General features: G+C 63.8%; 10 protein-coding genes. 4 read left to right on the top strand and 6 right to left on the bottom strand.

The window, feature by feature from the left end; translation table 11 throughout:
- Positions 1 to 32: 32 nt before the first annotated feature.
- Both DDQ68_RS18545 and prmA read right to left on the bottom strand, forming a co-directional pair.
- Positions 33 to 5,804: a hypothetical protein gene (locus DDQ68_RS18545; protein WP_162550242.1), complete on the bottom strand. Its 5,772-nt coding sequence runs from the start codon at positions 5,802 to 5,804 to the stop codon at positions 33 to 35.
- Positions 5,805 to 6,031: 227 nt separating this feature from the next.
- Positions 6,032 to 6,862, bottom strand: coding sequence for a 50S ribosomal protein L11 methyltransferase (gene prmA / locus DDQ68_RS18535; RefSeq protein WP_109657636.1), 831 nt, complete (start codon positions 6,860 to 6,862; stop codon positions 6,032 to 6,034).
- Between the two features lie 129 nt (positions 6,863 to 6,991).
- On the opposite strand from prmA, the gene DDQ68_RS18530 reads away from it, so the two are divergent.
- The 4 genes from DDQ68_RS18530 to DDQ68_RS18520 all read left to right on the top strand — a co-directional run bounded on the left by DDQ68_RS18530 (position 6,992) and on the right by DDQ68_RS18520 (position 8,932).
- Positions 6,992 to 7,711, top strand: a complete 720-nt coding sequence (locus DDQ68_RS18530; RefSeq protein WP_109657635.1) for a hypothetical protein — start codon at positions 6,992 to 6,994, stop codon at positions 7,709 to 7,711.
- Positions 7,712 to 7,725: 14 nt separating this feature from the next.
- A complete protein-coding gene (locus DDQ68_RS18525) occupies positions 7,726 to 8,052 on the top strand; it encodes an OmpA family protein (RefSeq protein WP_109657634.1) in 327 nt (108 codons plus the stop codon).
- A 342-nt stretch (positions 8,053 to 8,394) separates the two neighbouring features.
- A complete protein-coding gene (locus DDQ68_RS23545) occupies positions 8,395 to 8,574 on the top strand; it encodes a hypothetical protein (RefSeq protein ID WP_211320172.1) in 180 nt (59 codons plus the stop codon).
- A 31-nt stretch (positions 8,575 to 8,605) separates the two neighbouring features.
- Entirely contained in the window at positions 8,606 to 8,932 is a 327-nt protein-coding gene (locus tag DDQ68_RS18520) for a hypothetical protein (protein ID WP_162550241.1), read from the top strand.
- Positions 8,933 to 9,177: 245 nt separating this feature from the next.
- On the opposite strand, the gene DDQ68_RS18515 is transcribed toward DDQ68_RS18520, so the two are convergent.
- From DDQ68_RS18515 to tpiA, 4 genes are all read right to left on the bottom strand, one after another.
- The gene (locus tag DDQ68_RS18515) at positions 9,178 to 10,587 is read right to left on the bottom strand and encodes a hypothetical protein (RefSeq protein ID WP_109657632.1); all 1,410 of its coding nucleotides are present in this window, start codon (positions 10,585 to 10,587) and stop codon (positions 9,178 to 9,180) included.
- Positions 10,566 to 11,327 (bottom strand): ABC transporter ATP-binding protein, encoded by a 762-nt coding sequence (locus DDQ68_RS18510; protein WP_109657631.1) that lies wholly within the window; start codon positions 11,325 to 11,327, stop codon positions 10,566 to 10,568. Before DDQ68_RS18510 ends, DDQ68_RS18515 begins: the two co-directional genes overlap by 22 nt.
- A 114-nt stretch (positions 11,328 to 11,441) precedes the next feature.
- The gene (locus DDQ68_RS18505) at positions 11,442 to 11,843 is read right to left on the bottom strand and encodes a 7(1) septoil knot domain-containing protein (RefSeq protein ID WP_109657630.1); all 402 of its coding nucleotides are present in this window, start codon (positions 11,841 to 11,843) and stop codon (positions 11,442 to 11,444) included.
- 229 nt (positions 11,844 to 12,072) lie between these two features.
- A complete protein-coding gene (gene tpiA / locus DDQ68_RS18500; RefSeq protein ID WP_109657629.1) occupies positions 12,073 to 12,834 on the bottom strand; it encodes a triose-phosphate isomerase in 762 nt (253 codons plus the stop codon).

The raw sequence follows: 12,834 nt of genomic DNA, 5'->3' as shown, positions 1-12,834 counted from the left end.
GCTGCACTGCAGCAGGGCCTTTCTCGGCGGGCTTACGAATCACCGAAGGGGTCTTCAGTAGCGCCCTTCTTCTTCTTCTTTTTCTTCGGGGCCTCGTCCACCGGGGCCTCGGCGGGGGCCGCGTCGGCAGCGGCGGCAGCGGCTTGCTCCTTCTCCCGGTCCTTCTTCTTTTTCTTCGACTCCTTGGTGGGCTCCTCAGCAGCAGGCGCAGCCGCCGCCGCCTGGGCAGCCACGCCTTCTTTCGGCGCTGGCGCGGCGGCCCCCACGGCCTTGCGCACGGAATCCACTGCCGTAGCGGCGGGGGCCCCAGGAACCGCCGCGGGGGTAATGGCGGCTGGTGCCGGGGTGGCAACCGCCGGCGCGGCGGCCGGCACGGCAACCTTCTTCACGGGGGCCCCAGCCGCGGGCGTGGCGGCCGTGCCCGTGGTTTCGGCGTCGCCAAAGGCATCGTCGCCCTTAGCTTTCTTCTTCTTCCGGGGGGCCGCCTCCACGGGCGCGGCGGCTTCGGTGGCGGCGGCTTCCTGGTCTTTCTTCTTCTTGGATGGCTCTTCGACCGGCAGGATACTGGCGTCGGTGATTTCGCCGCTGCTGAAAGGGTCGTTGTCCTTGGCTTTTTTCTTCTTCTTGCCGGTGGGCTCCGGGGCGGGGGCCCCATCGGCCGCCACGGGGGCCCCATCCGCGCCAAAGGCGTCGTCGCCTTTCTTCTTTTTCTTCTTCTTACCGGTGTCCACCATCGGCTCCTCGGCCTTGGGCGGGGCGGCGGCGCGGGCGGCCAGCTTGCCGCTCTGGCCCAGGTAGTCGCGCTGGAAGCGGCTGCGGAAGCCGTCCACGTCGCCGAAGTCGCCCAGGAACACGCCGTAGCTCAGGGCCGTGTTGTAGTCACCCTTCTGGGCCTTCGTGATTTCGTTGTCGTAGTTGTCGCTCTGGCTCTTGGTGAGCAGCAGGTTGTTGGCGTACTTGAAGTAGTACCAGTCCTGCGGGCCGGCTTCGAGGTAAATCTCCACCTCATCGGTCGAGTTACTGCGCTTGATTTCGACGTAGCCGTCCACCAGCGCGTTCAGGCTTTGCTTGCCCACGCCGGCCACCCCGATTTTACCCACCGAGTACCAGGCTTTTTTCTTGGCGTTCCAGCGCAGGTTCACGCGGCTCAGCAGCAGGGTGTGGGCCAGCTTGGGGCTGAGCTTGGCCAGCGCCACGGCCTGGCCTTTGCTGCTCAGGTAGGTTTCCACGCCCTTGCTGCCCACAAATTCGCCCAGCTTGTACAGCTCATTGGGCGAGCCGTCCAGAGCCTCGGGCGAACCCTTGGTCACGGCCACCATTTCAGTACCGAGCACCTCCAGAGCCTTGGCAGGCATCGTAATGTCGAGGCCCAACAGGGCGTCCACGCGGTAGGCGGCGCTGTCGGGGTTGGCCACGCCCACGCCGCTGCCCACCATGCGGTACTCTTTGCTCGACTTAATGAACGTGAGGGGGCCCCGAAAGCCCACCTGGCCCGTCGAGTCCTTGTAGGTCATCACGGCGCCATCGTAGCGGTTGGCGTCCGTCAGGTCGTTGCGCGAGATGGTGAACAGGCCCTGCTTGGCGTCGTAGTGCAGCTTGCCGTCCACGGTGAACAGCGGTACGTCCGTATCGTTCGGTATCGCCGATGCGTAGAGCGGGTACACGCTGTTCGACTGGTCGGACAGGAACAGGCCGGTTAACAGGGGCGAGCCGTCCTCGGTTTTAGCGTCGCGCAGCGTCAGCGTAATATTCTTAGGATCAATGCTATCCTTCACCGGGAACCACTGGGCCCGGGCCAGGTCTTTGCCGAATTGCAGCTGCACTTGGCCGTCGAAAATCAGGCCCCGCCGCTGCGAGTTCAGCTTCACATCGCCGCGGTAGCCGATGCGCGGGGCCAGCAGAAACTTGGTGTTCGTCTGTACCGTGGCCACGGCCACCGTGGGCAGGCCCTGGGCGGGGCCCGCCGCGTCGGCTGCCACCGCTTTTTTCCGGAACAGGCCCCCGCTCTTACGCACCGTACCCGCCGCCGCCGAGTCGCTGGCGAAATTGGTGAACTTGAGGGCGAACGAGTCGCGCAACGTTTTAAAGCTGTATAGCGCGTCGCCGGTAAAAGCATTGCGCGACACCACCTTGATGTTACCCTTATAGAGGTGATGGAACTTGGCCAGCGAATCGAGCACCACGCCTGCATTGCGCAAGGTTGTGAGCTGGGCGTTGGCCAGGATGCTCACCCGGCCCGAGTCGGGCACAATCCAGGCGTCGGCGGAGGCGATGTAGGGCACGCCACCGGCCTGCAGGCGGTAGCGGGCCAGGTCGTATACGCCGGTAGCGGCCCGGAACTTCAGCCCGTGCTGGGCCTTGCCGGTGGCGTAGAAGTACGACTTGGTGGAATCGGCCCCCGGGGCCACCCGCAGTTGCACCTGCTTTTTCTTGAAGTCCCAGCGCCCGCCGCTGAGCGTGGTGCGGAACTGCGAGTACGGCAGGTCGATGCTGGCCTTACTGTCGGGCTCGCGCGAGAAATCGGCGTAGCCTTTCTTCAAATCGTACTGGAACGCCACCTCGTTGGCGGTAAGCGCGGGCTTGTTGGCCTCGGCCGATTTCACGCTCAGCGTGGCCTTACGGCCGCTGTAGCCGTCGGTCTTAAAAGTAAAGTCGGGCGACTGGATGAATGACTGGGGCCCGTCGAGGCGGCCGTCGCCGCCAGTACCCTTGGGCGTGAGCAGCGCCCGGCCCCGGAAGCTGTAAGCGTCGTTGGCGTAGAGCTTGATGGGGGCCCCGGTGCGAGGTGTGGTCAGGTACATTGAGTCGGCCTTCACCACCCAGTTCATGAGGTAGCCAGCCGGCAGGGCCATGCGCGGCGAGTTGACGCCGGCCGAGTTGCGGGCCGCAATTTCGCCGGTCTTGCCCTCCGTCACCACCGAGTCGCGGTAGAACGTGAACCGATCCGAGGTGAACGTGCCACTCTGGTACTTCACCGTGCCGTCGGCTTGTAAGCCCCGGCTGTCGAGCTTCACTTTATTGAATACGCGCCCCCTGCCCTTGTAGAGCGGGAAGCCCTCCTTGGGCACGTCGTACACGAAGCCGAGCGAGCCGTCGGGCTGGGGCGTGAGCTTGGTTTTGATATCGGGAATAATGCCACCGCTGCGGAACGTGCCGTCGAAGCCGCTGGCCGTCTGGCCCAGGTTGTTAAGCGAATCGAGGCGGAACGGCGGAATGTCGAAAACCATCGTCGAATCATAGGCGCCCCCGAGCACGTCCTGCTTACCAAAGAACACGCTGGCCCCGGTCTTGGAATCGAAGGCTGGGAAGTTGGGCTTTTTCTTGCGGCCCGACTTGTTGCGCGGGTCATTCAAAAACAGCCGGCCGCTCGACACCTTGCCCCGGTTGGTGAGGGCAAAATCGAAGTGCTTGCCGTTGTTGCTCTTGCCGGCCAACTTCTTGGGCTGGCTGCGGATGACCATCGAGTCAATCTTGGCCATGTCAACGTAAAATCCGTCGTAATCGAAGGCGAACTCCTTGCCCTTGAATCGCATGGCCGCTGCCACCACCGTGCCGCTGAACTTGATGTTGCGGTTTTTCTGCACCCGCACCAAGCTGCTGTCGGGCCGCACGTACACGGCCAGCGAGTCGTCGGTAAAGTTGAAGCGGTCCACCCCACGAATGAGCAGCTCGTTGGTGGCCAGGTTAAGCGTGGCGTTGCGCCCGGCGCCCGACAACGACTTGATGGCCAGGTGGTCGTAGTCCTTCCGGTCGCGGGCCGAGGCCACGTAGTGCAGGCCCTTGGGCAGAATGGTGACGTTGCCGGTTTGGCCGTTCCACTGCACGTAGCCCTCGCGGGCGAGGCCGGCCATGGCACTGCGCAAGTTGCCCTCGGCCGTGCTCAGATCGGTGGCGATGTCGCTCACGTTCAGGGTGCGGGCGTTGCCGTGGGCCTGGCTGTAGCCCACCAGCATTTGCAGCGGGTGCAGCCGGTTGATGCTCTTAATCTGCTGGTAGCGCGAATCGGTGTAGAATTCCTGGCTCTCGAAGTCGGCCGTCTGCTGGTTCTTAGCCGTCAGCACCGCGAAGTCGATAGTGGGCTGGTGCAGGTCCCAGGTCAGCTGCTCGGAGCGGATTTCGAGCTTGTGGTACGAGTCGTTGAAGGGCGTGTTCTTATACAGGCCATCCTCCCGCGAGAGGCGCAGCTGCTGCTTATCGCGCAGGTAGCGCACCGCCACGCCGGGGTGCGTCAGCGAGTCCTGGCCCTGGTAGATGGTGATGGCGGCGCGGCCGGCCGTAATCACCGAGTCGCTGAGGATGTAGGCCCGCGAGGCGGCGCGGAACTTGCGCTGGCCGCCCTCGCTCACCACGAGCGTAGCCAGCGAACCGTCGAGCGCCGCGCTCAGCAAGCGGCTGCCGGCCAGCGAGATACCGCCACGGTAGGCAATGTTGCCGCCCAGGTTTTTCAGGCGGGCGTCGTTGGTGAGGGAGATGAAGCGCGGGTAGCCGTTGTCGGGCGCGCCGGCTTTGCGGCGTGCGCTGTGGTAGCTCAGGGCCCCCTTCACGGGCGCTTCGAGCAGGGCGGCATAGGTCAGCATCACGGGCTGGGCCGTGAACTCGGGCTTGCTCAGGTCGAAGTCGAAGCCGCCGAGCACGGCCGTCACGGGGTTATTCTTGATCGTCCAGTCAAACTGGCCGCCCGTGCCCACGAAGCGGCTGGTGCCGGGCACCGCCGTGCCGCTCACCTGGTGCAGCACCGCCGAGTCGCCGGCCGTAGCCATCACTAAATCAGCGCCTTTCACCACCAGCACGGCGCCCCGGGTAGGCGGCGGCGAGTAGGTATCGTAGCTGGCGCTGGGCTCGAAGCCGGCCGAGCTGGGGGCAAAATCGGTGGGGTTAGCGGCCGGCGCGCTGGCGGTTTCGGTGGGCTTGATGGGCGCGGCCTTGGCGGGGGCCCCGGCTTTGGGAGCGGCTTTGGCTACGGCTTTTTTGGCGGGCGCTTTTTTCTTGGCGCCCCCCCCCCAGCCATCGTCGGCCTTGCCCCAGCCGTCGTCCTTGTCGCCCCAGCCACTGCTGGCCGCCGGCGACGACCACAGGTCGGATGTATCCCAGCCGCTGCTGGACTTCTTCTTTTTGACCACGGGCTTGGCGGCGGCCTTAGGAGCGGCTTTAGCGGCCGGCTTGGCCGCGGGCTTGGCGGCCGGCAGCGGTTCGTTCTTCGCCGGAGCGGGGGCCCCAAATTCCAGGTTGGAAACCGGGGCCGCGATGGGTGAATAGGCAAACGACACGGTACCGCCCGCCGCCCGCAGCGAGTTGAAGCCCGAGCGGTACAGGTAACCGCCGTTCAGGAAGCGGCTGCTGGAAGTCAGGAACTTATCGGTTTCCATTACGGGCTCCTTGTCCAGCGTCTGGGCCAGCACGTCGAGATACTGGTCGAGCTGCGCGGGGCTCAGCTTGGCGGTGGTGGCCGCGCCAACCAGGGCCCGGAAAAACGTTTCGAACTGCGGCCGGGGCCGGAATTTCTTAGCCAGCATGGCCTGCGACACCGCCACGATGCGCGCCTGCTGGGGCCCTGTGAAGCTGCCGCCGCCCCAAAGCTGCTGGAGCTGGGCCCCCACGGCCTTCGCCGGGGCATTGTTGGTACTGGCCAGCATGGCCTGCACATCCACAATAAACTGGGCGGGCTCGGACGAAAGCTTACCGCGGACGGTGCCCGTGGGCGGCATGGCCGCGGCCTTGGCGGCCGGCACCGTTTGGGCCGCCGCCGGCCGCCCACTGCCCCACACACCTGCCGCCAACGCGGCCACAACAAAGAGATATCTCATAGCAATAGCAATCTAAAACCCGCCGCGCCCCAAGGATTGATAGCGCAGGTGCAGCGTCGGGCTACAATTTCGGGAATTGCCGGGACATCTGCCCTGCACCCCAGGTCGCCCAACTGGCGCGGCAACGCGCCGCACCAGTCAAAACGTGCCCGGGGTTCTAATTATTATATTTCAACTAATTTATTATCAATTATTTAAGCAAAATATCTTGATATGTTATAATTTTCTCAAGCTTTTACGAAAAGTGCCGACACCCAGCTCCGCAGGGTGCGGTGGCGCTGGTAAACCAGGCCCTGTCGCGTCGCTTCATTCTTTATTTTATCCAAGTCTTCCTCGTAGAAGCCGCTGAACAAGATGGGCTTGCCACTGGGCAGCAGGGTGGCGTAGGCGTGCATGTCTTCGAGCAGCACGTTGCGGTTGATGTTGGCCAGGATAAGGTCGAACGGCGCTTCGCCGGCCAGCACTTCCACCCCGCCCAGGCGGCATTCGATGGTGCGGCACTGGTTTTCGGCGGCGTTGTCGGCGGCGTTTTCCACGGTCCAGGGCTCCACGTCGACGGCCAGCACCTGGCGGGCCCCCAGCAGTTCGGCCATGATGGCCAGGATGCCCGTGCCGCAGCCCATGTCGAGCACGCGCAGCCCGCGGTGGTCAATATCGAGCTGGTTTTCAATCATCAGGGCCGTGGTTTCGTGGTGGCCCGTACCGAACGACATGCGCGGCATAATCACGATGTCGTAGTCAACGCCCGCGGGCTTGGGGTGGAACGGGGCCCGCACCGACACCCGCTCGGCGATGATAAGCGGCTGGAAGTTTTTCTCCCATTCGGCGTTCCAGTTTTGGCGGGTGATGACGCGGTGCGAATGGCTGAGCTCGCCCAGACCCTCGTAGCGAGCCATGATTTCGGCCACGCCGTCGGGGTCAAACGCGGCCTCGGTGGTGTAGGCGCAGAAGCCGGCGTCGTTGTCTTCAAAGGTATCGAAGCCCACTTCGCCCAGCTCGGCCACCAGAATGTCGGCCAGCTCGCGGGGGGCCTCAACGGTCAGTTCAATAAAATCCATGCGGCGTACCGGAGCAATAAGTTAACAATGCACAAAAGTCGCTACAAACGGCTGTAATGGATTTGCCAGGATTCCGATTCACAAGACATTGCTATGTTTGCCGCCACAAACCATCTTCATTCCCCGTTCATGCGCCAAGTACCCCGTCTTCTCCTCACTGCCCTGGCCCTGGCTGGCGGCCTCAGCGCCTGCGGCCACAAAGACCAAGCCGCCGAGCAAGCCAGCCAGCCCACCACGACCGCTACTGCCCCGCCCGCGGCCACCGAAACGGCCACCGCTCCCGCCGAGACTTCGCCAGCCACCGCCGCTGCGCCAGCGGCCGCGTTTGACATCACCACGGTTCCCGTTTCGACGGCTAACCTAGGCCGATTTCCGTACATCGCCGGGCTTAAAGGGTTCAGCCTCAACACCAGCAATAGCAAGGAGTACGATTTTGAGCGGACCTACGTGTACGACGGAAAAACTCTCCTGGCCATCGAAGGCAAGGTATCGCGCCGTTTATTTGATGCGGAACGGTCGGGTGAAAACACTAAAGCGGTATCTGAGCTGGCGATTGACCGCAACTTCGAGAACCTGCTCAAGAAACTGGGCGCCGTGAAGGTGTGGACGGGCACGATTCCGAAGGAAGCCGTCGATAAAATTGGGAGCGATGAATTTTATAAGCACCATGGATTCGGTTCCAGCGACAATGATGCCAGCGATACGTACCTCATCCGCCAGAAAAACAAAGAGGTATGGGTGCAGGTAAATAGTCAGCCAGGAGGTGATTACGGGATTGATGTGGTCGAAAAAGCCGTGATGCCCAAACTAACTACTGCGATGCCCGCCGCCGATTTAAAAAAAAACTAGCAACGGAGGGGCACGTGGCCCTCTACCTCAACTTCGACCCGGATAAGGCCACCCTGCGGCCCGATGCCCAGCCCGTACTGGCTGAAGTGCAGAAACTGCTCGCCGACAGCCCCGACCTGCGCCTGGCCGTGCAGGGCCACACCGACAACACCAGCACCCCCGCCCACAACCAGCAGCTAAGCGAGGCCCGCGCCCAAGCGGTGGTGGCGGCGCTTGCGCAGGCAGGCATTGCGGCCAGCCGCCTGCAAGCGGCCGGCTTTGGCCAAACCAAGCCGCTGGCCGAGAACACGACAGAAGCGGGCAAGGCCAAAAACCGCCGCGTGGAACTGGTGAAACTGTAGCGGCAAGCCCCGTACAAACCGACGATTAAAACGCCCTTTTCCCGCCTTCGCCCATGCCCGTCTTTCCTGTTTCGCCTGCTACTCTCTGCCCCGCCCAATATGCGCCTGATGCGACCGCGCCCCGGCCTTTTCGGGCGCGGGCACGCGCAATCGGTGTGCTTTCGCTGGGCCTGTTGCTGGCTTGCCAGGAGGGCGGCACTGCTCTGGCCAACGGGGAAGCTGCCGCCCCAGCCAACGCTGGGGCCCCCTCCCCTGCCCCCGCAAACGCCGGCGCGGCCGGCGCATCCTAATACACTACTCATCGACGGCGAAGCGCAGCCGGTGCAGTCGGCTACCCTGGTTATGCTCAGCGCAAAAGGAGGCTTTACGATGGGTTTTGAAGCGGATAAGGTAGCGGTTCAGATTTTTGGGGGCCTGAAAGCGCCGCTGGTCGTGGGTAAATACGCTATCTTCGACACCGCATCGGCCGTGCTGATAACGGGCAACTTGCCCCAAGCCCGGCAAGGAACGGGCGAACCCTGACGACCTGGATGGTTTTTCCGCGCCATTTTTCGTGCCCATTCCAGCAGATGCCCCGCTTAGCGCCTTGGTTATCCATAATCGGGGCCAGTGGCTACAGGAGCTGCGGGGGCGGCCGCTGGGCCAGCTGGTTTTTACCCGCGTGGGGGGCGGCACCGCCGACGGCTCGTTTCAGTCGCTGGTGTACCGGCTCGTAACGAATGCCCTACAACAGGTCGAGTATCAGGGCCGGCCGAGGGCGCTTCTCAAACTAGAGGAACATACGGTAAAGGGCACATTCAAGAACCTACCTTTTGGCGACTACGAGAAGTCGATGGGGGATTTGCAGAAAGCGCTGAAGGCCGCAGAAGGCTTGCGGTAAATCCGGCGCGGAGTAAATGGGCCACTCCAGCGCCCGGCACAAAAGGGCCCGGGCCCCGCCGCCCGACGGCGGGGCCCGGGCCGCGCAGTTCCCAGACGCACGAGGCCGCCAATGGAGATACCTGCCAGGTTGATTTCCAGCATCAAACAGAACCGGGCCCATAGATGGCAGCAGCCACTGCATGAACATGAAAAGCCCTTTCGTAAGTCACGAAAGGGCTTTTTGGCATGATAATATACCTGCTCTTACGCCCCGATGCCGCGCCACAGCCGCCGGCGCAGGGCCCCATCGTTGCGCAGCACTGCCCGGATGGGCCAGTAAGCAGAAGCCGTAACGACCGCCGCCAGCGCCACCCGGGCCCACCACCACGGCACGAAGTACAGCGCGGCCGCCACGACCACAGTCACCAGGCCCATCAGCATGCTGTTGTTTTTGTTGGCGTTAGAAAAATTAACGGCCTTGCTCACCACCTTGGCTTGGTAGAGAGAGCTCCACAGCCCCAAGCTGGTGAGGGACAGGGCGTAGAGCGGCACTAGCCCCAGGCAGGGCCACACCGTACTAGGGAACAGCGCCAGCGTCAGCAGCACAGCCAGCAGGCCATCGAGCGCCACCACTGGCACCACCAGGCGCAGGTACAGCCGTAGCACGCGCGGCGTCAGGCCCAGGCGCAGCAGCTCATTAGCCGCCAGCCCCCGCATGAAGCCGAACAGGTTATTATTGATGTACGTGAAGCCGCTGATGCCCGCCAGACCCAGGTAAAAGGTGTACTGCGTGCTGGGGCCCATCCCATCGGCCAGCTGCCAGCGAGCGATGCCCAACAGCAGAATTTTCAGCACGAACCCCAGCAGCAGCATGCCCCACGTCCGGCGCAGGTAGGCACGTTGCTCGGGCAGCAGGCGGCTCAGCAGGGCTCCGGCCGGGGCCCCAGCTGCTGCCGGAGGCGCCACATCGGGCAGGAAGCGGGAGCTAAAATAGGGCCCCAGCCAAGCCAGCTGCACCGCCCCCAGCGCCCACGGCAGCAGGGCCATGCCCAGGCCCAGCGCCGGCGCATATGGCGCGGCCGGGTGGGCCAGCCACCACAGCATCAGGCCCAGGCTGGCGAGGTGGGCCAGCAGCAGCGGGTGCCGCCAGCGCCGCAGTGTAAGCAGCAGCCGTAAGTTGAAGCTGAACGCCGTGGCGCCCAGCACCAGCAGCAAGCTAAAGCCTGTGGCGCCGGCCTGCCGGGGCGCCACGGCCAGCGCCGCCAGCAGCAGCGTGAGGATGAGCAGCCGGCGCAGGGTGATAAAATCGAGCAGGAAGGCTCCGGCCACGTTCCAGCGGGCCGAAACCGGAAAATGCTCCGGCACCACGCGGGTAATGGAGCGCATGGCGGGCAGAAAATCGACTAAAAGCGCTGAGGCCAGCAAGGTAGCGTTCAGGCCCAGCAGTAGCTCGTCGAAGCCTTTGACCGAGCCCAACGCGTTGGTGTGGTTCAGCAAGAAGCCCAACCCTACGCCGTAGAAAGCCGTGAGCCCCAGCACTAGCAGGATCCCGGCGCGCTCGCCACCATCGCCGGGCCAGAGCACGGCCCGCAGGCGGCGGCGCAGCAGGTAGGGCAGGAAGTGGCCGAGCCGGCCCGCCGGGGCCGGGGGCCCTAGCGTTGCGCGGTCAGCCATGTCAGGTCCTGGGTTTGGTTGGTGGCCGGGTGCAGCAGCTGGAGCAGAGCATCGCCGAGGGCGGCGCGCTCGCCATGCGCAAACTCCTCCATGGTACCCCAGAACTTCACTTCGCTCCCGTCAATCACCAGCAAATGGGTGGCCAGCTGCTCGATGTGGGCCAGGTTGTGCGACGAGACGAAGGTGAGGGCCTGCGGTTGGTAGCTGCGCAGCAAACTCAGCACGCGGTCGGCGGCAAATACGTCGAGGCCGTTGAAGGGCTCGTCCAGAATCAGCAGCTCGGGGCGGTGCAGCAGGCACGAGGCAATGGCCACGCGCTGCTTCATGCCCGTCGAGAACGTGCTCAGGCGCTTGCGGCGCACGGTGTCGTAGTCTTCGAGCAGGTGGGCCAGCAGACTGGCAATGCGGGCCTGGGCATCCGGCAGCTCATAAATGCGGGCTACGAATTGCAGGTACTCCTCGGCCGTGAGCTCCTCCACCAAGTAGCCTTGGTTCACGAGGGCCCCCATGCGGCGCTTCACGGCTATGGGGAAGGTTTCGCCCAGCACCGCGCCGTCGACCACGATCTGGCCCTGGCTGGGCAGCAGCACGTTGGTGAGCAGGTTGAAAAGTGTGCTTTTGCCCGCGCCGTTGCGGCCCAGCACGCCCACGCAGTAGCCGGTGCGAGCGGTCAGGCTCAGGTCGTGCAGCACGGTTTTGGGCCCAAAGGCTTTGGCGAGGTGGCGTAGTTCTAGTTCCATCGGCGGCAAAATACGGCGGCCCGGCTACCCCGGGGCCCCACAGCGGCCTACCACGAAAAAGCCGCCTCCCAACGGAGGTGGCTCGCTAACGGTTCGCGTACTTAACCAACTATTTTACTGCGTTTTGCAGCCAGCAAAGGAGCGCGCGGGCGTGTAGTGAATCGTGAAATCGGCCAGGCCGCGGGTGGGCGTCACGAACAGCACGTAGTCGGCAAAGTCGCGGTTGGGGGCTTCAGCCCACAGCCCGGCCTTGTCGGCAAACAGTTTGTTGGCTTCCTTGAATACCAGCAAATCGGCAAAGGCCTGGTCGGGCTCCACGTACACGATGCCGAAGCAGCCGCTGCGCCGCGTCGGGTCGGTTTCGAGGTAAATGGAGCCGTACACTTTGCACGGATCAACAGAGCCGCGCCGGGCCGCGGGGGCTGGCCGGCGGGCTTCCAGCTTGGGGGCCCCGGCGCCCGGCGTGGGCGGGGGCCCCAGCGCCAGCAGCGCCGCGCAGAGAAAGGAGAAAAACACGGGCGGGCAGGTGGTTAAAGGGTGAAAAAGCTACGGGCCCCCAAGGCAAAAAGCGGGCCCTGGTGCTTAGAGCCTGTTTAAATGAAGAGAAAGAAAGCGGTCATGCTGAGCTTATCGAAGCATCTCTCCCGTGTAATTAACCCAATCAGCAGGATTACCTACGCGGGAGAGGTGCTTCGACAGGCTCAGCATGACCACTTTTTATGCTGTAACAGTTTTACCTGACAACTCAGAACGACCGAACGATGGCCACGAAATCAGCCGCCTTCAGCGAAGCGCCGCCGATGAGGCCGCCGTCCACGTCGGGCTGGCCGAACAGCTCGCGGGCGTTCTGGGCATTAGCCGAGCCGCCGTAGAGAATGGACACGTCGGTGGCCGCGGCGGCAGTGTAGGCACGGGCCACCTGCTCGCGGATGAAGGCGTGCACCTCCTGCGCCTGGGCGCTGGTGGCGGTTTTGCCGGTACCGATGGCCCACACGGGCTCGTAGGCGATGACGACCTGGGCAAACTCCTCGTTGCTGAGGTGGAACAAGCCGTCTTTCAGTTGCTTGCCGATGAAATCGAAGGTGTCGTCGGCCTCGCGGGTTTCGAGCGACTCGCCAACGCAGAAAATGGGCTTGAGGCCGGCGGCCAGGGCGGCCTTCAGCTTCTGGCCCAGCAGCACGTCGTCTTCGCGAAACTGCTGGCGGCGCTCCGAGTGGCCCAGAATCACGTATTCGCAGCCCACCGAGGCCAGCATTGGAGCGGCTACTTCGCCGGTGAAGGCGCCGCTTTCTTTCTGGTGGCAATTTTGGGCCCCCAGGTGCACGGTGCCGCCTTTGGGCAATTTTTCACCCACCCCCGCCAGGAACGGAAACGGGGGGCACACCACTACCACCGGGTCGGTAGGCGCGGCCGGACCTAACTGGTCAATGATTTCTGAAATCAGCGCGAGGGCCCCCGGGTAGATGAGGTTCATTTTCCAGTTGCCGGCAACGAGTTTTTGACGCAT

Origin of the sequence: Hymenobacter nivis, from assembly GCF_003149515.1 — a bacterium.
Lineage (GTDB): Bacteria > Bacteroidota > Bacteroidia > Cytophagales > Hymenobacteraceae > Hymenobacter > Hymenobacter nivis.
Note: the sequence above shows the minus strand (reverse complement) of the source record. Positions and strands in the feature narration are given on the sequence as shown.